At 46.0% G+C, this 25,260-nt stretch carries 21 protein-coding genes, 1 tRNA gene and 1 pseudogene; 12 read left to right on the top strand and 11 right to left on the bottom strand.

Annotated features, from left to right (window positions below):
* Positions 1–36 precede the first annotated feature (36 nt).
* A tRNA-Lys gene (locus BLV62_RS14160) sits at positions 37–109 on the top strand.
* 757 nt (positions 110–866) lie between these two features.
* Here BLV62_RS14160 and BLV62_RS14155 read toward each other — a convergent pair.
* The 5 genes from BLV62_RS14155 to BLV62_RS14135 all read right to left on the bottom strand — a co-directional run bounded on the left by BLV62_RS14155 (position 867) and on the right by BLV62_RS14135 (position 4,708).
* Positions 867–1,307 carry a very short patch repair endonuclease gene (locus BLV62_RS14155; RefSeq protein ID WP_089762617.1) on the bottom strand — a complete coding sequence of 147 codons (441 nt, stop codon included), beginning with the start codon at positions 1,305–1,307 and terminating at the stop codon, positions 867–869.
* 3 nt (positions 1,308–1,310) lie between these two features.
* Positions 1,311–2,270, bottom strand: coding sequence for a DUF4928 family protein (locus BLV62_RS14150; protein WP_089762616.1), 960 nt, complete (start codon positions 2,268–2,270; stop codon positions 1,311–1,313).
* On the bottom strand, positions 2,260–3,438 hold the full coding sequence (locus BLV62_RS14145) for a DNA cytosine methyltransferase (protein ID WP_089762615.1): 1,179 nt from the start codon (positions 3,436–3,438) through the stop codon (positions 2,260–2,262). Before BLV62_RS14145 ends, BLV62_RS14150 begins: the two co-directional genes overlap by 11 nt.
* Positions 3,439–3,840: 402 nt before the next feature.
* The gene (locus tag BLV62_RS14140) at positions 3,841–4,317 is read right to left on the bottom strand and encodes a hypothetical protein (protein WP_089762614.1); all 477 of its coding nucleotides are present in this window, start codon (positions 4,315–4,317) and stop codon (positions 3,841–3,843) included.
* Positions 4,318–4,324: 7 nt separating this feature from the next.
* Entirely contained in the window at positions 4,325–4,708 is a 384-nt protein-coding gene (locus BLV62_RS14135; RefSeq protein ID WP_089762613.1) for a hypothetical protein, read from the bottom strand.
* A 247-nt stretch (positions 4,709–4,955) separates the two neighbouring features.
* Between BLV62_RS14135 and BLV62_RS14130 the strand changes: the two genes are divergently transcribed.
* From BLV62_RS14130 to BLV62_RS14095, 8 genes are all read left to right on the top strand, one after another.
* On the top strand, positions 4,956–5,597 hold the full coding sequence (locus BLV62_RS14130) for a hypothetical protein (protein ID WP_089762612.1): 642 nt from the start codon (positions 4,956–4,958) through the stop codon (positions 5,595–5,597).
* Positions 5,598–5,750: 153 nt separating this feature from the next.
* Positions 5,751–6,434: a FadR/GntR family transcriptional regulator gene (locus tag BLV62_RS14125; protein WP_089762611.1), complete on the top strand. Its 684-nt coding sequence runs from the start codon at positions 5,751–5,753 to the stop codon at positions 6,432–6,434.
* A 246-nt stretch (positions 6,435–6,680) separates the two neighbouring features.
* Positions 6,681–10,031 (top strand): SusC/RagA family TonB-linked outer membrane protein, encoded by a 3,351-nt coding sequence (locus BLV62_RS14120; RefSeq protein WP_089762610.1) that lies wholly within the window; start codon positions 6,681–6,683, stop codon positions 10,029–10,031.
* A gap of 16 nt (positions 10,032–10,047) precedes the next feature.
* On the top strand, positions 10,048–11,511 hold the full coding sequence (locus tag BLV62_RS14115; protein ID WP_089762609.1) for a RagB/SusD family nutrient uptake outer membrane protein: 1,464 nt from the start codon (positions 10,048–10,050) through the stop codon (positions 11,509–11,511).
* 13 nt (positions 11,512–11,524) lie between these two features.
* Positions 11,525–12,691 (top strand): sialidase family protein, encoded by a 1,167-nt coding sequence (locus BLV62_RS14110; RefSeq protein ID WP_089762608.1) that lies wholly within the window; start codon positions 11,525–11,527, stop codon positions 12,689–12,691.
* A gap of 5 nt (positions 12,692–12,696) precedes the next feature.
* Entirely contained in the window at positions 12,697–13,620 is a 924-nt protein-coding gene (locus BLV62_RS14105) for a dihydrodipicolinate synthase family protein (protein WP_089762607.1), read from the top strand.
* Positions 13,621–13,671: 51 nt separating this feature from the next.
* Complete coding sequence (locus BLV62_RS14100) at positions 13,672–14,745, top strand: hypothetical protein (RefSeq protein ID WP_089762745.1); 1,074 nt, start codon at positions 13,672–13,674, stop codon at positions 14,743–14,745.
* A gap of 2 nt (positions 14,746–14,747) precedes the next feature.
* Positions 14,748–15,965 (top strand): MFS transporter, encoded by a 1,218-nt coding sequence (locus tag BLV62_RS14095; protein ID WP_211117778.1) that lies wholly within the window; start codon positions 14,748–14,750, stop codon positions 15,963–15,965.
* 26 nt (positions 15,966–15,991) lie between these two features.
* On the opposite strand, the gene BLV62_RS14090 is transcribed toward BLV62_RS14095, so the two are convergent.
* The gene (locus BLV62_RS14090) at positions 15,992–17,101 is read right to left on the bottom strand and encodes a tetratricopeptide repeat protein (RefSeq protein WP_168927858.1); all 1,110 of its coding nucleotides are present in this window, start codon (positions 17,099–17,101) and stop codon (positions 15,992–15,994) included.
* Positions 17,102–17,296: 195 nt separating this feature from the next.
* Here BLV62_RS14090 and BLV62_RS14085 point away from each other — a divergent pair, with 195 nt between their 5' ends.
* From BLV62_RS14085 to BLV62_RS14075, 3 genes are all read left to right on the top strand, one after another.
* Positions 17,297–19,222, top strand: a complete 1,926-nt coding sequence (locus tag BLV62_RS14085; RefSeq protein ID WP_168927859.1) for a tetratricopeptide repeat-containing sensor histidine kinase — start codon at positions 17,297–17,299, stop codon at positions 19,220–19,222.
* On the top strand, positions 19,212–19,853 hold the full coding sequence (locus tag BLV62_RS14080; protein ID WP_089762604.1) for a response regulator: 642 nt from the start codon (positions 19,212–19,214) through the stop codon (positions 19,851–19,853). The genes BLV62_RS14085 and BLV62_RS14080 overlap by 11 nt, the downstream gene beginning before the upstream one ends.
* 130 nt (positions 19,854–19,983) lie before the next feature.
* A complete protein-coding gene (locus BLV62_RS14075) occupies positions 19,984–20,409 on the top strand; it encodes a hypothetical protein (RefSeq protein WP_089762743.1) in 426 nt (141 codons plus the stop codon).
* A 75-nt stretch (positions 20,410–20,484) separates the two neighbouring features.
* Here BLV62_RS14075 and BLV62_RS14070 read toward each other — a convergent pair whose 3' ends face one another.
* The 5 genes and pseudogenes from BLV62_RS14070 to BLV62_RS28320 form a co-directional block, all read right to left on the bottom strand.
* Positions 20,485–21,690 (bottom strand): macrolide family glycosyltransferase, encoded by a 1,206-nt coding sequence (locus BLV62_RS14070; RefSeq protein WP_089762603.1) that lies wholly within the window; start codon positions 21,688–21,690, stop codon positions 20,485–20,487.
* 186 nt (positions 21,691–21,876) lie between these two features.
* The gene (gene purE / locus BLV62_RS14065) at positions 21,877–22,374 is read right to left on the bottom strand and encodes a 5-(carboxyamino)imidazole ribonucleotide mutase (RefSeq protein ID WP_089762602.1); all 498 of its coding nucleotides are present in this window, start codon (positions 22,372–22,374) and stop codon (positions 21,877–21,879) included.
* 5 nt (positions 22,375–22,379) lie between these two features.
* On the bottom strand, positions 22,380–23,498 hold the full coding sequence (locus BLV62_RS14060) for a 5-(carboxyamino)imidazole ribonucleotide synthase (protein WP_089762601.1): 1,119 nt from the start codon (positions 23,496–23,498) through the stop codon (positions 22,380–22,382).
* A 132-nt stretch (positions 23,499–23,630) separates the two neighbouring features.
* The gene (locus BLV62_RS14055) at positions 23,631–24,659 is read right to left on the bottom strand and encodes a phosphotransferase (RefSeq protein WP_089762600.1); all 1,029 of its coding nucleotides are present in this window, start codon (positions 24,657–24,659) and stop codon (positions 23,631–23,633) included.
* A gap of 371 nt (positions 24,660–25,030) precedes the next feature.
* Positions 25,031–25,260, bottom strand: a pseudogene (locus tag BLV62_RS28320) (hypothetical protein); the annotation flags it as partial.

The following is a 25,260-nucleotide window of genomic DNA, read 5'->3' as shown; positions in this document are numbered from 1 at the left end:
TATCTTTGCACTCCCGTTAATGAAACGGGGGTAATTGATTCCGTAGCTCAGTTGGTAGAGCAATACACTTTTAATGTATGGGTCTTGGGTTCGAGTCCCAACGGGATCACAGGATGAATATAAACCTCACGCGCAACGTGGGGTTTTATTTTTTTAGTCATGTGTTTAGTTGAGTTTCCTTTGTAAGACCCTAATTTTTTTCTCCATACTTAATTACATATTGACGAGCGTTTACTAATTTACAAAACGTAGCGAATCTCTTCAAACTTCACAAATTAGAACAACATTTCTTTGCACACAAAGCTAGTCGCATAAAAATCAAAGTAGTCTCATTCCACTAACTCACTGAATGTTCTTTAAGTTTTCAGGCAACGGTAGTTTTTCATTTTACTCATTACAGCGCTAACTGTTCCTTTGTCATGTAGCATGTAAAAAAGAGATTTCACTTTGTTCTCAGGTTTTATTTTCTGTCTACCGGAATTGGCGAAGTTTCCTGTGGTGGCGGTTGACAGACTTGTTAGAGATTTGGAAAAAAATAATCATCTGCTAAAATATCCGTCAGCAAAGGAGATTGGACACTATTACCATATAGCATGGCCGATAGTTATCTGCTGTATTTTAGGGCGAAGGCTGGATCGTGAAGAACATGGAAAAGACCTGGTGCCATTACCATTAATCAAAGACACTGTGGTAGTACCACGAATATCCGCACTATTTTGCCAATGCCGTGTTGCTAACCATCAAAAGCAATCAGCGCTCCAACGGATACCTCGAGGAAATAGCTAAACCTCTATATTATTCAAAAGAATTTCACCATTTACATCGCGCGACATATTACCCCCACTGTTACGTTGGTCAACAGTGTTCTACTGAAAACCGTAAGCGTCATTCTGGGTATACCTTTTTATTTCAGTTAAAGGAGTAAGTTTTCGTACCGCAGTTCCATTTTTTATTTCACATTCCCAAAGCCTGATAACAACCCAGTTATGAGTACTCAGATGCTGATTAACAATATTATCACGAGTAATGTTTCGTTCGCGCTTTTTTGTCCAATATTCCTTGTTTTGTGAGGGGCGTGTATTGCGGCAATCATGTCCGTGCCAGAAACAGCCATCTGCAAAGACTGCAACTTTCAATTTTGGAAAAGTAAAATCTGGATTTCCAAAAAGTTTATATTTTCTTCGCCACCCTTTTATATCTAACGCTTTGAATAGCTGTATTAGTTTTAACTCTGTTGACGCATTACCGGTTGATTTCACTTTTCTCATTACTTCGCTACGCTGTCCCTTGTTAAATACATCAGTCATGTCTCAATCATTTAAGTTCGACGGAAGTTCAATCATTAAGGATTTATCTATTTCTACCTTATCTACTCGGTCATTGTAAATTTTTACTAAACTTATAACGTTTTGCCTTAATTGATCATTGGAGAAAGTACTGATTTCTTCAATATTTTGAGAGATAAATGATTCCAAAGATTCAACAGCAATTAATCCTCCACAAAGTTGCTCACCCAATTCCCTCGCCGCGGCAAGCTTTGAATCTGGAACAAGTAAGTATGCTTTTAAACCTTGATCTATATTTTTTTGACATTTTTCAAATACCGCAGGCATTGGAGCTACAGTAACATGAAAAATAGTATTGTTTATAGAAAAATCTCCCCATCTATTAGTTGGCGCATCAGCGGCGCTCGTTGGTTCATTTGAAATTTGTAAGTCTGGAAACCGAAGTTGCAGTTTTGCACCAACAAGATGTTGGGCAACCGGGCCGCCTTTATTTTCTGTTTGAGCGGCTTTTATTAATTGATGAATAATTTGCCAGGTTGAACGCTTAGAATCAAAAACAAGTTTGAGCTTTTGGCGATTATGGAAATCTCGGACACGCTCGACCAAAAATTCCTGAAACGAACTCAATATTGCATTACGATCAAATTCAGTCAATGCTTCTAAACTAAGAGATTCTAATGCTTCGAGTAGCGGTTTAACTTCTGCTAGGACGCCTCGGTTAGTTCTTCCCCCTTCGCGAGCAAATGGACGCTCCTCATTAAAGCTTTTTAGAATGGTAGCCACAGCAGCGCCACTAACACCTTTAATTTGTGCTCCTCCTGCGGCAAGGTGGGAGCGTATATCTAAATTATAGTCTTTTTTCAATCGATCAAGTAAAACCAAACTGGCAGCAATAGTCCCAATAGCAGGCCCGCCATTCGCTTTTACTGTTTTTAGTGAGTTATACCAATTTTCAAACGTTGTAGATGGTTGATTAGCTTGCATTGAATACTAGATTTTCAGAGTTTGCTTTTAACTTAATTAGCAAGGGGTTAAGATAATTTTCAGCAATCCACGTTACAACGGGAACACAAACAGCATCACCAAAGCCAAATAAATCTCTGTTGATATTACCGGTTATCTTGTAATTATCAGCTCCCATTAATCTCGCGCATTCCCTTGGTGATACTAATCGAACGCTTATTTTATTTTTCCCAGATCTTATTAATATTTGTCTAGCACTCCCTCCTTTAGGTGTTCGCAAGCAACCTGCGATTCCGTCTGAGCGTACTTCAGCCATCGAGTTACCTTCCCTAATCCTCCGAAATGCTGTAAAATATGTGTACTTTTTCCCCTTCTTAGCTTCTTCAAGTAAGATACGATGACGATCGAAGGTTTGATTAAGTAAATATTCTACTCGATCCTCACTCCACCATTCTGCCGCCGTATCTGGAAGGTTTTCGACAATATCAGATAATTGTATTTCGCGTTGAGGTAAAGGTGGTAAGGAAGTTATATTCCAATTGATTTCAGGGTGATCACATATGAAATTGGCTAGCTTAGCTGGCCGGATCTTGCTCTCGTAAAATGACAATTGTTTTTCTTCCATGATGTTATCATTTGACTCAAGTTTTCCAACAATAAACAGCCTAACGCGGCTTTGGGGAACAAAATGTGAGGCATCAATAATAAAGGCATCAACAGCATATCCTAGTTTATTTAGTGCTGTCAACGCGCTATGAAAATCTTTTCCATTGTGTGACGTGAGAAAGCCGATAACGTTTTCAAGTAAAATTATCGGAGGCTTATTTTCTTGCATTTCGTCCAAAATTCTGACAAATCCCCAAAAAGCCGATGATTGTTTTCCAGCAAGTCCTTCGCGTCGCCCTGCATGAGAAAGGTCCGTACAAGGAAAGGAGGCTGTAGCTAAATTAACTTTTGGTATGGATTCTCCGGCTATTTGGTGTATATCGCCTAGTTGGAAATGATTTTGCTCATCATTGAAATGCCGTTTATACATAAGTTCTTTTGAAGGATCGATATCATTTGCGTAAGCAATATTCCATCCTGCGTTTTCAAGCCCCATTCTCATGAGGCCTATTCCCGCGAAAAACTCTGCAAATATTTTTGAGTCATTTTGTGCATCTATTATTTTGTCTCTTATAGAGGGCATGATTTATCATTTTGACATTAAAACGACCTCCTGTATAAAGAGGTTATTTTGATAAGCTTTGATTATTAATTATCAGGCAATAATACTAATTATTTTAGCAATATCCAAATGGATACAAATTGAATGGTAAACGACCTCAAAATTTAAAATTTCATTATGTGTGGTTTGTTAATAAAGGAAAACATTATAGGTCAAAGAAAAGAACAAATACCATAAGCTTGTCAGTATAATAAAGCAACGCTGAAAAAGTGCTATCGAGATCAACGGAACACAATCACCCAGTATTAATTTTTCGAGGTGGTAAAGCTGACCAAGAACAGCATCATAGTTTATTAGTTTTTTACAGTTTTCCAGAATCAAGGTGGTAAGTTGAGGCGCCAAAGAGGGAGATAATTACCTCTACTAACTCATCCACCAACAGTTATAAATACCAGAATAATAACCATCCAACTCCTCAAATTCTCCCGCCTCTTCACATTCCAGCAGAAAAGCCAGCGCTTTAGATGCATCCGGATCGTTACTTGTTTGCAAAAAAGAAATCGTTGCGGCAACGCCCATAAAAGCTACTAGCTGAATGTCTAAACCGCAATAAGCGTCGAAATCGACATTTTTTGCTTTCCAGATGATCAGGCAGTCTTCGACCTGCCGGTGAAGCGCTACTAACAGGCAACCAAACATTATATCTTCTATGCCGGGCCCGTACTGTTGTGCTTTGCGCTGATTCGTCAATGTATTAAGCACCGCAATAGCAAAATCATGTTGAAAATGTAAAAGAAGGTAACTATATACTTCTTGTTTATTTGCAGTTAACCAGGCAAGATCAGGAACGGTAATTTCCTGGCGTTCGTTAAATTGGCGAATAATGGTTACAATGTTCATTATATCTCTATTTAATGGGAAGGTTATTCGCAGGATCGGGTTCTCTTGGAACGGTCGACAGACCTATTATCTTGTCTTTTAACAGCAGCTCAATCATAGATAGGACAGTGTTATCTAAGTCCGATGGGATCTCCTTTTTATACTTGCCTGCCAAATGGCTGACATATTCTGTAATTGTTAGTTTACCATTAGCTGCCAGGAAAATCAGTTGGGGCCAGGGGTTCATGGTAAAAACTCTTGAAGCATGGCTGTCAATCACCGTTATCATATCACGATTAAGCCAGCGCCATTGCGCTGCCCTGTAAAAATAATGGCCCCTTATTGGAGATTTTTTTAAAACTTCGAAGCAGGGAATCACCGGACGGGAAGTTCTGAATAATTTAAATTTCATGTGTATTGGAAAGGTAAATGTAACCGGATTAACTTAAATTTCCTATTGCCGATCTATCTGCATTAACAGCTGATCGTTTTCATTAATAATGGATTCGGCGTTGTAGCGGTTGAATTGGTATCAGCCCATTTTTCTTGTAAAAACTCTGTGATAAAGAAATATCTTGTCAAGCCAAGCGACCAACATTTTAGGCTAATTCCTCAATGATAAACCGAGACCAAATTAACTTTTAAAGTAATAAAAAAACATGGAAAGCACTTTCCCCAAAATAAAAAACCATCTCCAAGACCGGAATTCCCTGGCCTGGACAAAACTTTGCGCATATATCGACATCGTTATAAAGGAAGAAAGAGAGATATTTTCGCCTGCTGAGGGCATTGGCCAGGAATGCTATCAGCAGATATATACCCTGCCCGAGTCTATTGGTTTAATGAAAAACGTAAAGCATGTGGATTTATATGGAAGTATGCTAACAAGCATACCTCCGGAAATAGGACAAATGGAGGCTTTGGAGACTTTTAACTCATATACTTCCGACAATTTACATTGGTATCCCTATGAAATAACGAATTGCACGAGGCTTCGCAGCAGTAAGGTTAGCACCCGGGTGCTTTATACGCATTTAAAGGGAAAGCGTGGATTTCCGGATCTGAAGGATAATCCTGTCAGGTATCATGGAGAAACCGTTAAATGCAGTATATGCCAAAAAGAAATGACTTACGGGCATACAAATCAACGCTGGATCTCCCTTTGGGTAGGTAATAATGTATTGCCCTTACTTACCAATCTATGTTCGACACAGTGCCAAGCCCTGCTTCCACAGCCGCCGGAAGGATATGTTCAATTCCCCCATAAAGGAGGTCCGCGATCCAATTATATCAGGAAGTAACCGTGTAAAGGAACTTCCCGGTATTGTGTTATAATTAAAGCGCATCTTCTTCCAATGACTAACTCATTGAAGTCAGCGGTATACTAAATACCCCTTTGAAAATCTCCCCATTTATGTAAATTTGTTCTATTGTAGTACAAAAAGATATCCTAAATGGTCAACGGTATTAAACCAATCGCTTCCAGATCCATGGCAGAAAGGGTAGAAGCAAGTTTGCGGGAGTATTTCGCCAAAGAAAATTTTAAACCCGGAGATCCGCTGCCTACGGAACTGGAACTGGCCGCCGCCCTCGGTGTAAGCCGCAACGTAGTGCGGGAAGCCCTCAGCCGCTTCAAAATGCTCGGGATCATAGAAACTAAGAAGAAAACCGGTATGGTTATCTCCAACCCCGATATTGTAGGCACATTTGAAAAAGTGCTGAACCCCGAAATCATGGACGAGTCCACACTGCAGGACCTCTTCGAACTCCGCCTGGTATTGGAAATGGGCATCGCCGACCTGCTTTTTCTCCGTAAAACACCGGAAGACCTGGACGAGCTGGAAGAAATCGCCGCCCGCGAAGTGAAAGAAAAAAGTTTCCGCATCAACACCGAAATAGCCTTCCATGGCAAGTTGTACGAGATGACAGGCAACCACACCATGAAACGTTTCCAAAACCTCCTCCTGCCTATTTTTGGCTATGTAATAAAGCTGGAGAACCGGAAAAGCGTTTCGGGGAAGGTTAGCCATCAGGATTTGGTTAAAATACTACGGAAAGGTACCGTGAAGGATTTTAAAGAAGGTATGCTGGCACACCTGCAACCACATTTCGACCGGTTGCAGCAACTTAAAAAATAAACGCAGCGCCGCAGGCGCTTCTTCCTTCCATCAAAGCAGCAGGGGACCAAAGACCTTTGCTGCTTTCTTGTTTATAAACTTCTCCCGGAAAAATTTCTCTCAAAAATTTTGAAATCAAAAAACAATTCCTACATTTATTATGTAGAACATAACTACTAATACTATTTTTACGTTATGAAATAATTGCATTCCACGTTCCCGTGGTAAAGGGGACCTATACTCATATCACATTTTAAACTCGCGCAAATGAGGTTATTTAAACTTTGTTGCTACCTCCTGCTATTATTGGGGGTAAAGGAAAGCTTTGGCCAAAACAGCGGATTTACTGTAACCGGATCAGTAAGAGATTCCGCCACAAAAGAACCGCTCATAGGAGTGAGCGTAGCAGTAAAAGGCAACCCTGGCATGGGAACCGCCACCGGCCCCGATGGCCGCTTTACACTGAAATTGCCATCCGGTAACGAAACGCTGCTGGTCCGCATGATGAACTATGCACCAGCTACCATTGCCGTTAATGGCCGCGCCGCACTGGATATCATGCTGGCTACCTCTTCTTCCCAACTGGGCGAAGTCCTGGTAGTAGGCTACACCGAACAATCCGTGAAAAAAAATACTGCCTCCATTTCCAAAATGGATATCGCAGAACTGAAGAACAATCCCAATCCCAACCCTGTACAGGCTATGCAGGGTAAGATTGCTGGCGTATCTTTACCTATCAACCAGGGACAACCAGGCGTTGGCGCCGCTAATATTATTATACGCGGCGGCACTAAACCTAACGTCTACGGCTCGGGCCTGGCCAATAACAATGGCGCACAGGTTGGCGCCGTTGATGGTACCAACCCGCTGGTAGTGGTGGACGGCGTTTTCCGGTCGATCAACGACGTAAACCCCGACGATATCGAATCCATGCAGGTAATGAAAGACGCCGCCTCCACCGCCATCTATGGCGCACGTGGCGCCAACGGCGTTATCGTTATCAAAACAAAAAGAGGTAAACTCAACACGAAATCAACTATCACTCTCAATCACCGCACCACCTGGGAAACCCAGGCCAGGAACTACGATTACCTCGGCGCGGCTGATTACCTCCGCCTCGCACGTACAACAGTAGCCAAAACCAGCGACGCACTGGATAAAAACAACCTCCTGTACAACGCCGGGTTCTCCGCCGGTACAAAAGTATTTACGCAAAAAGGACAGTTCGGAAAAAGCACCTATCTCACTGCCTTATACGACAACATCGTGCAGGTAGAAGGACAGGCATACGTCGATAACCTCCTGGCTCATGGCTGGCAAACAATGGACGATCCTATTAATCCCGGTTCCAAGCTGCTGTTTGCTGATAACCACTACCAGGATCTGCTCTGGAACACCGGTGTAAGCAATACAGACAATGTTACACTGAGCGGTGGCACAGACAGGGCCGATTATAACTTTTCCATGGGCTATACGAACCAGAAAGGCGTACTGGTAGGCACCCGGTACCAGCGCTACAACGCATTGGGCAACTTCGGTTACCGCGCATCCGACAACCTGCGCCTTGAGTTCATGGTCAACTACCAGAATGTAAAACCGAACTATGTAGACGCCTATCAAAACGACCTGGTACGCGCTATCCGTATCACACCCCTGATCCGCATTTATAAAGACGATGGCAACCCTGCCCTTGGTGAACTGTACACCGTACGCAATCGTTTTCACACGCTGAAATACGATGATATGCGCACCAATACGGAACGCCTGGTCACACGCGTCGGCGCCGACCTTACCATTACCAAAGGTTTGCACTGGCGCCCATCTCTTTCTTACCTCCTGGAAGACTATACAGAACTTTTCATGCGCAAAGCCACGCCGGCCGACGAAATACAACCGGCGCAGCAACGCTGGAAAGACGATTATACCAACAGTTCCCGGCAGCTGATGCTCGACCAGGTGCTGCAATACGATTTCAGCATCCACAACGATCATCACTTCTCCGCACTCGCCGGTATGAACTTCACACGTAATACCAACCACGAAAAAGATATGGGATCGCAGCGGGCAGCTAACGATTACATATATACGATAGAAGAAGATCCTACTTCCATTATTAACGGTCAGGTAGTAAGCAATGTGTTGGACTTCCGCACAGGCCTTGGCGAATCCCGCTCTGCCAGCTTGTTCGGGCAATTCAGCTACGATTACAAAATGCGTTACCTGTTGGGTGGGTCACTGCGTTACGATGGTTTCTCCAATTTCGCGCCGGGTAATAAATATGCTTTCTTCCCGTCTGTATCTGCCGGCTGGAATATAGACCAGGAGAAATTCTGGAACAGCCGCAAAGTGAGCAGCCTTAAACTCCGCGCCAGCTGGGGCGCTGCAGGCCTCAGCGGTCTTAGCATTGCAGATACCTATGGCAAATACAGCTCCGCTACCTATGCTGTAAGTTCCGGTATTGTACGTGCAGGGCTTTCTAATCCTAACCTCCGCTGGGAATCTACCGTAACTACAGACATCGCAGTGGATGCGGGGTTCTTCAACAACCGCCTGAACCTATCATTAGACTATTACAGCAAGCTGACGAAGGACAGGCTTACTTCAAAACCGCTGCCATCCGAAGCTCCATTCCCGGACATTACCTATAACAACGGTTCCCTGCGCAACCGCGGTATCGAAGTTGCAGTAGGCGGCACTGTTGTCAAATCAAAGTCGTTCAGCTGGAATGCCAACTTCACGTTTGCTTTCAACAGGACCACCATCACAGAACTGCCTGATAATGGCCGGGCTAAGAACCGCCAGGGTGGAGATATTATCTACGACAAAGCCGCAGGCAAAGAAGTGGAGGCAGGCGGCCTGGCAGTAGGCGAGCGGCCTTACGCTATCTACGGTTATCATGTACTGGGTGTGTTTGCAACAGACGAGGAAGCTGCTGCATGGAATGCAAAAGTGAAAGATAACCTTGCCTCTCCACAGGGTATTAAAGTGGGTAAACACGGCGGTGATTTCATTTTCGAAGACGTTAATAACGATGGGGTGATCGATACAAAAGACCAGGTATTCATCGGTTACCGGAACCCTGATAAACTGGGCGGTATGCAAAATACCTTCTCCTATAAAGGCTTTTCCCTGCGCGTGAACCTGGATTATGCACTGGGACACATGATCAGCAACGGTGCGCTTGCCCGTTCCATGGGCCAGGGCCGCGCGTTTAACGAAGGGGCGCCTAAACAGGCGCTGGGCAACGATGTTTGGAAAGAACAGGGCGATCAGGGTAAAAAGTATGCCCGTTTCTCCTTTGCCGATTACGACTATGGTCAGCGCAACTACCTGCGAAATGCCACGCTGGGTAATAACTCCAGCTACAACTCTGATGTATCCGTGATGTTTGAGAAAGGCGATTTTCTTGCACTGCGTGAGATCACGCTGTCGTACGATTTCCCCGCGTCCATGGTTAAAAGGATTCACGCATCGGGGCTGAATATTTCCGGCAGTATCTACAACGTGGCCTACCTTACTGCTTATAAAGGATTGAACCCTGAAATATACAGCGGTTTCGACCCGGGCGGCTACCCAAGGGCCAGGCAGTTTTCTTTGGGCGCAAATCTCAGGTTCTAATATTAAATCATGAAGTATGAAAAGAATTAGCTGTTATATATTGCTCCTGGCGCTGCTCACAAGCTGCGACAAATTGCTGGAGGTAAAACCGCAATCGCAGATCACTGAGCAGGTTTTCTTCCAGAATGAAGGCGATTTTGAACCGAACGTGATCGGCATTTACACCGTATTACGGAGTATAGCCAACAACGTTACTTATGGCACCGAGCGTAGCGAAGAATTGATATCTGCCACCAACTCACGTTTCGGAGTGGCCTGGTCGCAAACATTGTCACCGTCCAACGGGGCAGTCAATTATTCAGAATGGTACCGCGGCATCGGGCATTGCAACCTGCTGCTGGAAAAGATCAAAGCTTTCCCGTTCAGTTCCAACCCTGATCTGAAAAAGAAGATCACCGGCGAGGCGCTGGCCTTACGGGCTTATTTTTATTTCCACCTGCTGCGTGTATTCGGCAGCGTACCCATCGTGCTGGAAGCGATTACAGACGAAAACGTCATCCTGCATAAGCGTTCCACCGGGGCAGAAGTGATGACGCAGGTGCTGGCCGACCTGGACGCTGCCGCAGCGCAGTTCAGCAGCATGTCCGGTTTTTCGAAAACCGCTTATCCTTCCAAATATCGTTTTGCATATGGAAGCGTCATGGCTATGAAGGCAGACGCGCTGCTATGGAAAGCAAGGGTGATAGGCGGTGTGGAGGCTGATCTGCAGGCCGCCATGAATGCAGTTGCTGAAGTGGAAGCAACAGGCGTACAACTCAATGCCGATTTTGCCAAAGTTACCGGCGTACGCGCTGCAGGTAATACTGAAGTACTAATGGCCGCATATTACAGCAAGGACGAAACACCTGGTGGAAATTATGCCAAGAATGCATTACCTTTTAAAGACGTACTGGAAGGGGCTATCAACAAGGAGCAGATCCCTTATGTGAAAAATTCTACCAACGGCCAGGGCGCTTACCAGATCAGTCCTTTGTCGAAATCGCTGTTCACAGACCCTGCAGACAAACGCATTCCATTCACCTGGATTGCGGATATGTATCCTTCCGGGCCTAAGATCAGCTGGATCACCAAGTATCCGGGAACTGTATATGCCGACGACCGGTATGCGGATAATGATATTATCATCTACCGCCTTGCCGATCTGTACCTGCTGAAGGCAGAAGCCTACGCGGAGCTGGGCGATTTCGCCAACAGTAAAAAGTACCTGGATCTGGTGAAAACACGTGCAGGTATAAACGCTTACGACGGTGCAATGTCAAAACAGGCGATAGAAATGGAGATACTGGACGAACGGGGACGGGAACTATTTTTCGAGAACAAGCGCTGGTTCGACCTGGTTCGCTTTCACAAAGGAGGCATTATTGATGTTTACAATTACGTGCCTAACCTGAAAGGCAAGACCACGCCGTTGTTCTGGCCTGTCAATACAACAGTGCTGGCTAACAACCCGAACATGACACAAACAGAAGGTTACAAATAGAATACTACGGATAATGAGAAGAACCCGACTATTTTTATTGATCATCGCTGCCGGCAGTATGATAACTGCCTGCCGCACCACGCGAACGGCAGGTGGCGGTGCGTTAAACGAAACACATGTTGTATTGGAACCCGACAGCAAATATGCTTCCATGCGGATTCCGGCCCTTGTGCTGACGCCGAAACAAACCCTGATCGCGTTTTGCGAGGGGCGCATCGGCAATGCCAGCGACTGGGCGGATATGAACCTGATCATGCGCCGCAGTACAGATGGCGGCAAAACCTGGAGTGAGATCAAAGTCCTGGATACGATGAGACAGGGGCCGGTAGGCAATCCTACACCCATTGTAGATGAACGGGGAGTAGTGCATCTCCTGTACCAGAAAGATTACAAAGAGGCCTGGTATATACAGTCTGTTGACGATGGTAAAAGCTGGTCGCAGCCCCGCAACATCACCGCGGTATACGACCAGTTCAAACCGGAGTATAACTGGAAAGTACTGGCGCCTGGCCCTGGCCACGGTATCCAGCTGCATTCGGGCCGGCTGCTTGCAGCCGTGTGGTTGGCGGATAGCCGCAAACTCACACCCCGCAGAAGTCACAGCCCTTCATGCGTGGCTACCATCTATAGCGACGATCACGGTCAGACCTGGCATCGGGGAGCTATCGTTGCTGATTCTTCAGCGTTAATTCCGAACCCGAATGAAAGTCAGCCCGTCGAATTATCAGATAACCGCGTACTCATGAGCATTCGTAATCCATCGCCCCTGAAGCGACGCGCCTTCAGCGTAAGCACAGATGGTATTGCCGGTTGGACTCCCGCACGGTATGCCGACGAGTTGTTCGATCCTACCTGTATGGCCAGTATTGTACGGGTAAGCGACTGGAAACCGCAGGGCAAACCTGCCATCGTTTTCGTGAATCCAGACAGCAGGAATATAGAAAAACATCCCCGTGCCAATCTTTCAGCCAGTATATCATTCGATGATGGCAATACCTGGAACCTGCACCAGGTGCTTAGCACCGGTCCCGCAGGATATAGCGATATGGCCGCCGGCCCGGGAGGAGTGATCTACTGCCTGTATGAAACCAACACGCAGCAGAACAAAGGATTCAATTACAGCCTGGTATTGAGAAAATTCAATACCAAATGGCTGGAGCAAACAAGTAAACAGAAATAACGAACATGAAAATACAAGGATTGATTGCTGCAACGTTCAGCACATTTCATGCGGATGGGTCCCTGGACCTTTCGCTGGTACAGGCGATAGTAGATAAACTGGTAAGCCAGGGCGTTAAAGGAGTATTCATTTGCGGCACCAATGGGGAAGGACCTAATCTTACCTCCGAGGAACGCATGGCTACCGTAGAAGCCTATATTAAAGCAGTGAACAAACGCTGCCTGGTGCTGGTGCATGTGGGCCATTCTTCCATCGCGGAAGCCCGCAGGCTGGCTGCGCATGCCCAGCAGGCAGGGGCGGATGCTATTTCCGCAGTATCCGCATTTTATTTTAAACCTGCTTCTGCACATACAATGGTAGACTGCATGGCGGAGATTGCAGCAGCAGCGCCGGCGTTGCCTTTCTATTATTATCATATTCCTGCGATTACCGGCGTAGCCGTGAACCCGCTGGAGTTCCTGCAACTGGGAGAGGAGCGTATTCCCAACCTGGCTGGCATCAAGTATACTGCCAGTACGTTGCACGAATACCAGGCCTGCCTGAATTACGGGAACGGGAAATTTGATATTCTCTTCGGCTACGATGAGCTGTTGTTGCCGGCGTTGTCGGTAGGCGCAAAAGGCGCTATTGGCAGTACCTACACCTTCGCTGCGCCGTTATACCTGAAGGTGATGCAACTCTTTAATGACGGGCAACTGGAAGCTGCCAGGGAAATGCAATACCAGGCGGTGAAAATGATCCAATGCCTGGGATGGTATTCGCCTATCCCGGCGCAAAAAGCGATCATGAAACTCCTGGGAACAGACCTGGGTCCTTGCCGCCTGCCGCTAAAAGCCTTGACCGATGATCAACAGGCAAAGATAGCAGCGTACCTGGAGCAGATCGGTTTTGCAGCCCTGCTGGGATCTGTAACTCATACTGCCGTTTAACTTTTGCTTATGCGGATCTTCTATTTCATAATTGCTATATTAACCTGTTTGATGAACGAAAGTTGTGACTATAAGAGCGCGGAAACATCCGCGCTCTCCCTGCATTGGGATACGCTGCCCGAGGTGCCCGACAGCACAGGGTTTGCCGGATCGTTTGCCGGCACTTCCCATGGTGCGCTGATAGTGGCAGGCGGCAGTAATTTCCCCAACGGGGGTACGCCCTGGAACGGAGGAAAGAAAACCTGGTACGATCATGTTTTTGTAATGGAGAAGCCCGGCGGAACCTGGCGACTGGCTGGCAAATTGCCACGGCCGCTGGGTTACGGGGTTTCCGTCTGCGATAACGAAGGACTGATCTGCATCGGCGGCAGCAATGCCGATGGTCACTACGGGGATGTATTCCGGGTTGTATGGGAGGCAGGGCGCATGCGCATAGATACCTTGCCGGCATTACCTGTACCATTGGCTAACACTTGTGGAGCAAAGGTACAGGATCGTATATACGTGGCCGGTGGATTGCGCCAGCCGGCGGATGATACAGCGGTAAATGATTTTTATATGCTGGATCTATCGGTGGGCGATAGCCTGGCTCATTGGCAGCAGTTGCCTTCCTGGCCCGGAGAGGCGCGTATGTTAAGCGTAGCGGGAGCGGCTGGCAATAATTTCTATCTTTTCAGCGGCACAGCATTGCATGCAGGCAAGCGCGGTTACCTGCGGGATGCTTACCGTTATAACCCCGGCAGCGGTTGGTCACATTGTGCAGCACTTCCTGCCGCCGTGGTAGCGGCGCCTTCGCCGGCCTGGCATCCGGGTAACAACCAGCTTGTCATCTTCGGGGGCGATGACGGTAAAGACGCTGCCAGGGCTGCTGAACTGCGTGAACGGCACCCCGGGTTTTCCAATAAAGTGTTAGTTTACGATACGGAAGCCGATAGTTGGGAAGTACAGGGAGAAATAGCTGTTCAGCGGAACGCCGACGCCATAACGAATCCGAACGGCAGTATCTGGGCGCCTGTAACCACTACACTGGTAGATTGGAATGGCATGGTCGTATTGCCCGGCGGAGAAGTACGACCCGGCACAAGAACGCCGCATGTAATTACCGCCACTAAACATTCCCATTGAACATGTTGATGAAAAATAATAAATATTATCCCTGGATGGTAGTTGGGTTGCTGTGGGTAGTAGCGTTGCTGAATTACCTGGACAGGCAGATGCTATCTACCATGAAGCCGGCTATCCAACAAAGTATATCGGAGTTGGAAAGCGCTACCAGCTTTGGCCGGCTGATGGCTATCTTCCTGTGGATCTATGGTTTTATGTCGCCTGTTTCGGGGATGATTGCCGATAGGATTAACAGGAAGTCGCTGATTGTAGGAAGCCTGTTTGTTTGGTCTGCCGTTACATTGTTGATGGGATACGCCACTACGTTTAACCAGTTGTACTGGTTGCGGGCCGTGATGGGCGTCAGCGAGGCGCTGTATATCCCGGCGGGGTTATCGCTGATCGCGGATTATCACAGTACGCGTAGCCGTTCGCTGGCAGTAGGCATCCATATGACTGGCCTGTATACCGGGCAGGCGTTGGGCGGTTTTGGCGCCACTATTGCCGCAGCGTTTTCCTGGCAGCAAACATTTCACTGGTTTGGTATTATTGGGATTGTATATTCCTTTGTGCTGATCTTGTTTTTGCGGGAACACAGGCCGGATATAAAGGAAGAACGGCCTCCTTTTTTTCGGGGTATCAAAGGCGTAGTAACATTGCTGCCGTTCTGGATCATCTTTCTTTATTTTTCTATTCCCAGTATCCCGGGATGGGCTATAAAGAACTGGCTGCCTACACTATTTGCCGGTTCTTTAAATGTACCCATGGGCGAAGCAGGCCCGCTGGCGACTATTTCCACCGCTGTTTCCTGTTTCATTGGTGTGGCGATAGGCGGACCTTTATCCGATAAATGGGTACAACGCAACATCAGGGGAAGGATCTATACCAGTGCAATTGGATTGAGTTTAACCATACCTGCATTACTGTTCCTGGGTTTAGGCCATTCGCCCCTGTTCCTGGTTGCTGCCTCGTTTTGCTTTGGGGTGGGTTTTGGGATGTTTGATGCGAACAATATGCCTATCCTTTGCCAGTTTGTGCCCAGCGCCAAACGTGCTACCGCCTATGGCATTATGAATATGGGCGGTGTTTTTTCAGGCGCCGTTATAACGGATTTCCTGGGCAAGAGCACGGATGCCGGGCATCTGGGGCGGGATTTTGCATTGATGTCGCTGGTGATATTGGGCGCAGTGGCCATGTTGTTGCTCTGCCTGCGGCCGACAACAAGCGATTGCAAAGTGTAGTGATTTCGTGCAGGTTGTAAAACTATTTATTCAAGATATTTTTCAAAAAGCTTAATCGCCAGCGCCTTAAGGTTCTCATATTTAGTATCCTCTTTTAACCCGATACCCGGGTTCAGGTGCGAATTGCCTTTGCTGGCGCAGAGCAGGTATTTAGGTCCCTTTAATTCAACAGATATGGGCGAAAATTCAGATTGTACGCTCAAAGCGGTTTGTTCCTGCTTGTCGAGTACATAAAAGATATGTTTGTAGTAAATCCGGCCTTTGTTTTCGTTTTCATACCGTTCAAATACCATTACGCTGTAATCCTTCCATTTAAACTGGTCGATGCAGAACCTGTCTTGCATGTTACCAGGTAGTTTGCCATCCTTGTGGGCTGCATAAAGTTTTTCTTTATAGAGTTGTGCCTGTTCATATTTTTTCTGCCGATTAAATACCTGTATTAACCGGGCATAGGAAGGATAATCATCCGGCGCCGTTAGTATCAGTTCTGTGAGCACGGTAGCGGCGTGGTCTGCATCACCGTGCAGGTATTCCATTGTGCCCAAATTGTACAACACACTCAGGTAGGAGGCAGACTCTTTTGAAATTTTTGATTTCGCCGTATAATATGCTTCAATTGCCTTCGCGTATTCTTCTTTGTCTGTATAGATCTGGGCTATCATAACATAAGGCCTGTCTGGGCAGTGGTCGAGCGATGTAGCCTTTTGATAAGCCGCTAAAGCCTGATCCTGTTGTTTCAGGTTATAATATGCGTCTCCAAGCCCGCTATAATTGTCGGCTTCCGCTGGTTGCAGGCCGATTGCCGTTTGGAGCAAAGGGATAGCCGCCTCAAATTTTCCCATATACGAATAGGTCATTCCTTTTAGATAATAAGCCTCTGCAATTTTTGAGTCCTTTGCAATGGCCATATCCATATATTTCAGGCAATTCTCATTATCTTCTTTCATATAATACGCCTGTCCGATATAGCACAAGGCCTTTGCCGGGTAGGCGCTGGTATTGGAGGTATACCTGCTAACTATTTCATCATATTTTCCGTTATCGGAAAGCGCTTTAAGTTCATCAGTGATCTTTTCCTGTGCCCATGCTGCAAAAGCCGAAAAAATAAATGCTATAGCAAGAAGTATCTTTTTCATCGGAAGAAAGATTAGTATAGGAGTTTGGGCAAATATAAAGTTTAATATAAGATAAAAAGACGGCGGGCCCTGGATATCCGGTGAAATACGTGATCCCAGGCAGTTTACGGGCATCAATTGCCTCCATTTGTTCATTCAATGCCTGAAATAATCTCTATAATTACTAACTTCCGCGTCCAAACAAAAATCTTTTTCTTGATCACGGATGCCATAATATTAACCCGAACCAGGCAAAACAAAGCGTGGGTTCTGCTTTTTGCAGTCCTGCTGGCTATCTCCTGTTCCTGCCTCGCTCAAAGTGAAGCCGCATTTACAGGATATGGAGAGGTGCCTGTTAAAACCCCGGACTCCCTTTTATGGAAAGTGCGCCAGGCCACTGATATCACGACGAAAATAACGGCTACAGAGCCGCTATTGGCTTTCCATGCCGCTCATGGCACCACGGACTCGGTAATAGTCTATACCCGGCAGCTTATCGACAGTCTTAGCTTGAGTAGTCTTCCCTCCGCAGAAAAACATCTCTTCCAGGTTTCTCTTTATCTTACTCTGGCCAACGCTTACAGTGAAGAAGGATTGTATGACGAGGCATTACGCTTTTACCTCCAGGGGATCAGGATGGCCGAGTCGCTCAACAATAAAATCGCTGTGAATGACTACAAACTGGGTATAGCCAACATATATGCTGCCCGGAAGGAATACAATAAAGCAATAGCTGCGTACAACGACCTCCTGGATACCGGCGGTGATATACAGATCGAACATTTGGTGTATGAGCGGTTAGGAGCTATTTTTCTTGAACAAAAAGACCTGTCAAAGGCAAAGCAATACACCGGGAAAGCATTGGCTTTTTTCCGTCAGCAACACCAGGAAAAGAAAGAACTGCAGGCGAAACTGACGCTCGGCATCATAGAAGAATTGAGCCAGCAGTCTGCGAATGCATATTCCATTTACAACGAGGTGAAAAATGATGCGCTGCAACACAGGTTTTTTGACTTATACATCAGTGCAGGACAAAGGATGGGGGATCTCCTTATTACAAAAAAAGAGTATGATAACGCAAAAATTTTGCTGTCGTTGGTCTATGCTAACGCACTTCAATGGAATAACGTGGAAGCGCAGCTCAAAGTGTTGAACAGCCTGCGTAATCTCTATGCGGCAACAGGGGATTATAAAAATGCCTATGCCCTTATGACGCAGTACATGGGCATTTCCAGGGAAGTATTGAACAGGCAGAATAAAAAGGAGATCAATGAACTGGAGATAAAATACCAGACCGCCCGTAAAGAAAAAGAAATACTGAACAAGGAAAATGAATTAAATCATCAGAAAACGGTAAAATACAGCCTGCTGATAGGGTTTCTCGTAATATTGCTGCCGGTTATAGGACTATTGTATATGTATTACCAGAAATTGCAGACCCAAAGCAAACTAAATGCTACGATGGAGGAAATGAACCGGCAAAAGATTGCGGCGCTGCTGAAAGATAAGGAGCTGGAATTGCTTAAAGCCTCTGTCAGCGGCCAGGAAAAGGAGCGGAAACGGATCGCAGGAGAATTGCACGACAGTATCGGCGGCAATCTTGCAGCCATAAAACTTCAACTCTCTGATCCAACCCGCGTGAACAGGATGGAAAGCCTCATCCGGCAGTTAGATGATACTTATCGCCAGGTGCGTGATCTTTCTCATGACCTTGTACCGCAGAAATTCAGCAACACGGGTTTTGCCGATCTCATTACCGGTTATATCAGGCAATTCGATATGCCGGGTAATGCTGTCATCACTTTCCACGCTTTTCCGGCCGAAGAAATTGATCGCATCGGTACTTCGCTGAAAGTGGAGCTCTATAAGATCATCCAGGAATTGATCACCAATGCCCAGAAACACAGCCAGGCTTCGAAAGTGGAAATACAACTGACACAACTCGATGGCGTACTGAAGTTGCTGTTTGAAGATGATGGCCGGGGATTTTCTCTCGAAACCGTTAAATATGGCATCGGGTTCCAGAATATCCGCGAACGGGTGAAACTATTCGATGGCGTATTTTCTATTGATTCTTTTCCCTCAAGAGGCACTGTGATAGACATTGAAATACCTTTAAATCCTAAATGTTATGAAGCATAATATTATTCTTGCAGACGATCATCAATTATTCCTGGAAGGCGTTATCAGGTTGATAGCACAGGAAAAGGACTTTCATGTGCTTTATTATGCCCATAATGGTAAACTGGTTATGAACTATCTGGACCAGCATCTGGCCGAACAGGTCGATCTTGTTATTACCGATATCAGTATGCCGGATGTAGACGGTATTACACTGAATAATTATATAAAGGAAAAAAGGCCGGAGATCAGTACGCTCGTAGTAAGTATGCACACCGACGCCAACATGATCGACGCGCTTATCCAGAATAATGTCGATGGATTTTTATCGAAAAATGCGGATTCAGAAGAACTGCTGGCCGCGGTAAAAACAATCCTCAAAGGTGGAAAATACTTTTCCGAAGCCGTAAAGCAGGACTATCTCAAAAGCGTTTTCAATAAGGAGAAGGAAACCCTTGAAATGCTTACTTCCCGCGAAAAGGATGTTCTGAAGCTGATTGCGGAAGAATACACTACACAGGAAATTGCTGATAAACTCTTCCTCAGCAAACATACCATTGAAAGTTACCGGAAAAATCTTATCCTGAAGCTGAAAGTACGCAACCTGGCAGGACTTACCAGGTACGCTGTCAAATTAGGTCTTCTCAGTTAACCCCCTGAAAACAGGGTATTGAAATTCACTGGATAGGAGGTTGCTGCCCCTATTCCGCCTGCCTACCTTTGTTGCACAACAAAACGGAACAACCGTATCAAACAATCTCTTAACTAAAAAATGCAACATTATGGTTTACGGAATTACATTAATCCTGCTGAGCATTATCGCCGTTCCTTCCCTGATCTTATCAAAGAAACCCAACGCAAAGGAATTGTTGGAAAAAGTTGAACCTTACCAGGGATGGATCGGGATTATTTTCTGTTTTTGGGGAATATGGGGACTTGTAACCGCTGTGTTGAACCTGGGTTGGCTTACTTCGACGCCTATCTGGTGGGGTACTTTAACCGCAGGCAGTCTTGTGGAGGCATGCCTTGGCTTTTTGCTCGGATTCCCGCTCATCAACCGGTTCTTTCTTTCAGGGAACCAAAAGGCCAGGGAAAAGGCGATACGTATCCGGGCACAGGTTGCACCTAAACAAGGCAAACTGGGAATACTGGGAATCATCGTTGGCGCATGGATGATCATTGCATCCTTCCTCTTTACCATCGCATAGCATCATTCTCCACAACTCAACTTAAACCCATGAAAAAAATAGTAAAAAAGGAAGCCGGCCTTCATCCATTACTGTTCATATGAACCTCACTGTGTGCGGAGGAAAAGCCTGCTGAAACCCAACAATAGCATCAGTTGCGCGCAAATACCCTCCCGCATTACGGATTGCATCCTTTATCTCGTTTACAGAATGCCTGATCGATTCGCTCTTGTATACTGTCATTACCGCCTCGCGAAGTACTGCCGCTGTAACAGTATCACGGTCAGGCATAATGCCAAGGTTCAGATCCCGTACCCGTTCTCCTGTTGTCAACTGTTCCCGTATGGACGGGAAAACCACCACAGGCACACCGTAATACAAACTTTCCATTGTGCTGTTCAGGCCTCCATGCGTAACAAAGACATCTACGTTTGGAAGCAGGGAGGTCTGGGGAACGGAACGTTTCACCACAAAGTTGCCTGGAATAGGCTCCAGCGCAGACAGGTCTATCTGCTCACCGACCGACATTACTACGCTCCAGTCGGGCGCCGGGAAAGCGGCAAAGCACATGCGGTAGAAACCAGGTTCGTTATTTCGTAATGTGCCCAGTGAAATATAGACTTTGATCGCCGTCGATTTGCTGCTTTCAGCTACCGGCCACGGAATTGGTTGCGGTTCTGTAAACGATGGCCCAACAAACAGGAAACGTTCATCGAACTGTTCTGCATGTACCTGGAATGTTTTTGGAAGAAAGACCAGCGTCAGTTCCGGTATCTCTGAAAGCAGTTCTTTAAGCGTAAGACGAGGGAGCCCGTATAATGTTGTTACTGCTGTAAGCGCCTCATTTGCACTATGCGCAAGTAATTCGAATTTTGGGTCGGTGAATGTTTCAACGATCTTTTGCTGTCGCCTGGCGCTATGAAACGGCCGGAAGCCGATCAGCGGCAATCCCGATATCCGTGCCGCCAGCCTGGGTGCAAGCAGCATGGTGTTGGAGATTATACAATCGGGCTTTATATTTTTCAACTTCTCCAAAATCTCCGGTACTGCGCGCGGCAATTCACGCGCCATGAAAAACGGTAAAAGCGCAATCTCTTTATCGCCCGGCGGCTTCGTATTTTGATCCTGCTGCGTTCCCGGTAAAACAACAGGGATGCCGCCTGCCCGCTGCACCACGTCAGCAAAGGAGTCATGGGTCCAATAATAAACCTGGTGGCCGCGCCGGGTTAGCTCTGCAACGATGGGAAGCGTTGGATTTATATGACCATATGCGGGAACATTGAAAAAAACGTAGGTGGACATAGGCTATATATGATGTCTTCCCAAATTTATAATAATTGTTCAGGAATAATCTCCATTGTCTGTCATGTGATGGGAGTGGTGTTGTTGTTCGTGCAAACCGGTACTTGGTAAAAAGTAAATGGCATAAAAAAAGGATACAGTCAAACCTGAAGTTCACTGTATCCTTTTCCTGGTAACTGTTAAACCTTATTTATACTGATCTAACGTTTCGTTCTGTTTAATAACCTTTTCGTTATTCTCCTTCTTCAATTCCGCTACTTTCTCTCTCAGTGCGCTGTTGCTGGTTCCCAATATCTGTACTGCCAGCAAACCTGCATTGCGGGCGCCATTAACGCCAACTGTTGCTACCGGGATATCGGCAGGCATTTGTACGATAGATAAAAGCGAATCCCAGCCATCAAGGGAGTTGGATGATTTGATAGGAACGCCAATTACAGGCAAAGTAGTAATAGCGGCAACCATACCCGGAAGGTGTGCTGCGCCGCCGGCGCCCGCGATGATGATCTTCAAACCACGCTGTTCTGCAGTAGATGCGTATTCAAACATTTTCTGGGGAGTACGGTGCGCCGATACAACGTTGAATTCAAAGCCAATGTCGAATTTCTTTAAAACCTCGATCGCCTGGCTCATAATAGGTGCATCGGAGCTGCTGCCCATGATAATGCCTACTTCTACCTGTTTCATATTTTTTAATTTAAAACTTTTCGTATGATTTCAGCTTTCGACAGTACGCTTTCCATTGTGTTGTCTGCAATGGTGATATGACCTATTTTCCTGCCGGGTCTGTGACCAATTTTGCCATACCAGTGAAGATGTGCGCCCGGCACCGCTAAGATGCTTTTTATCTTTTCTTCTTTGTTTGCATTCAGTGAAGTGCTATCCAGTATGTTCAGCATTAAAGAAGGGAAGAGAAGGCTGGTATCGCCAAGCGGCAAGCCTAATATGGCGCGGAGCAGTTGCTCGTATTGTGAAGTAACGCTGGCTTCAATTGTATGGTGTCCGCTGTTGTGCGGCCTTGGCGCCAGTTCGTTCACTATAACTTTATTATCTTTTGTTACAAACATTTCCACGGCAACAATGCCAACAAGGTTGAGCGCCTCTGCAATCTTTTCGGCCAGGGTAGCGGCTTCTTTAAGGATGGCTTCATCCAGTTGCGCCGGGGCTTCCTGGAAATCAAGTATAAACTTCTCTTCAGAGAACACCATTGCTACCGCATCATAACATTTCACTTCGCCATGTTCATTCCTGGCTACAATTACAGCAATTTCACGCTTGATATCTACCAGTTCTTCTACCACGCATGGCGCGTCAAAAGCCGATGCAATATCTTCTTTTGTCTTCAATACCATCACGCCATAACCATCATACCCGTCACGGCGCTTTTTAAGACAGAAAGGCAGTTTGCTTTCGAGGGCGTACAGGTCATTTTTACCTTGTACTGCTTCCCCAGCGGCTACCGGAATATTGTGCGATTGAAGGAATTGTTTTTGAGTGAATTTATCCTGGATCACTGCAATAGTGTCGGGCGATGGATAAACCTTTACCCCTTGCTTCTGCAGTTCGCGCAAAGCGTCAATATTTACAGCTTCACGCTCTATTGTAATAATGTCCAGGCCCTTGCCAAATTCCAATACTGCTTCATATGAAGTGGTATCGGCACAAAAAAAAGAAGACGTATAACGTGAACAAGGCGCATTGGCGTCTTTTTCCATTACCGAAACGTTGAGGCCAAGATCAATGGCATGCCGTATTAACATAGCACCCAGCTGACCGCCCCCTAATATTCCCATTTTCAAATTCTCAAACATAGTCTTTTGGTTTGCAAAGGTATGAAACTATTGCAAAAGATTGTAATACAATTCTCTAATTACCAGAACTTTACTTTACTGGGGTATATGTATTAATGATAAATATAAGATGATGGAAAGGGAAATCCTGCCTTACCTGGAACTCCCTAATAAATGCAACGCATCCTCAAACCGGGGAGTACGCATCTGCTGCACTGCCTCGTTCATCAGCGCTTTACCGTAGCTGAGCTGCCCTTCATAGGTAGCCAGCGACAAAGCGCCGCTGCCCAGCAACGGACCAATGTCTTTCAGGTACATGCCCTCCATCTGCTGGTCGTGCGCATGATCCGCTGGCTTAGCCCTGGCAGCCAGTTGCAGCATCATCATTGCATAAATGATCCGGCTTACCTGCCGCATCACATAAAACCTGGAAGACTTATAATCATCTACTTCGCCAAAATAGGTTTGCAGGAACGCCGTTTCCTGTTGGGGACTATGGACAAAAAAGTTAGCCACGCCTGCCAGGTCTACATACCTGTCGTTAACGAAGGCGGTATCCCAGTCGATGATCCAGACGGTTTCCCCGTCGCACAAAATATTGGAAGGATTCAGATCGTTGTGACTGAATACTTTGTCCGTATCGGCCCAGGGGTAAACCGCCTTCACTCTTTCGTATTGCTGCAGGCATTCGTCCGGCACCGGTCCCGACAGGATACGATGCTGAAGAAAGGTCCCGAGGATACGATCGACCGATTCTTTCATATCGCTGCCTGGTACGTCGTAATGTACTGCATGTATCTTCTTCACCGCTTCCGCCAGTTTAACAGCCAACGTTTCGCCGTTGAAAATCGCCCGTACCGGCTTGTTTTCGATAAACTCGCTGATGATAATACCCGCTTCTGCATTCTTGTAGCGCAGGGGAGGAGCAATCCCCGCTTCCGCTGCCAATGCAATTTTCACAAAAGGATCTGCTGCCGTATTAGCATGCGGTATATCCAGCTTCATAACATAGGGGCGATCTCCTGCAATGATCTTATACACAGGCGCGCCGGATAAGCCGCCTGCCAGCAGCGTAGCTTCGCTGATAACAGTGTTGCCGAATGCTTTTTCCAGTGCTGCATTCACCGCTGTTGTACGATCAGCAGGAAATATGTTTGAGTAATTCAGATAATTTAATGACATCAGGATATATTTTATAGCGGCATGGGTTGTTAACCAGCTCAGGGAGCAAATATAAATGTATTTTCACCCCACAATCTCTCTTTCCTTTCTTATTTCACAAAATACTTGCTCCTTTGCTATCTTTGCCCTTCTGCGTGAAAACTTTGCTCCTTCGCGTGCAAATTGTAAAAATTTATGTAAAAAAGGAAACCATGTTGGATCATTAATCGTAAGTACCACGAAACTATATGCCGGAACTTTAAGAAAAAGAAATAGAAAAATTCATTATTGTCCGACAAAAATCGGGTTAAAAATGGCTGTAATCCCTTTCTGATAAGGATTACAGCCTAAAGTTTGATTGTTTCAAAATGGGGGGAAGCTCCCCTCCTTTATTACGGTGAAAAGGCAAGCGATGATGCATTGTGTTTTTTTCTCCATGCTTTATATGTGTCTTTAATAAATTCCATCAGTCCAACATAGCTTGTCAGGTGTAATCTTATAACGGTGATCATATTAGCAAAAGATTTTTTCGTGGCAGCTTTCTTTCTGATGACCACCATCAGTAATTGAGCGATCAGCACGCAATAGACCTGCATTTTGACTGCATTGGGGCTTTCTCCCC

It is taken from the genome of Chitinophaga terrae (ex Kim and Jung 2007) (assembly GCF_900107795.1).
GTDB classification, from domain to species: domain Bacteria; phylum Bacteroidota; class Bacteroidia; order Chitinophagales; family Chitinophagaceae; genus Chitinophaga; species Chitinophaga terrae.
Note: the sequence above shows the minus strand (reverse complement) of the source record. Positions and strands in the feature narration are given on the sequence as shown.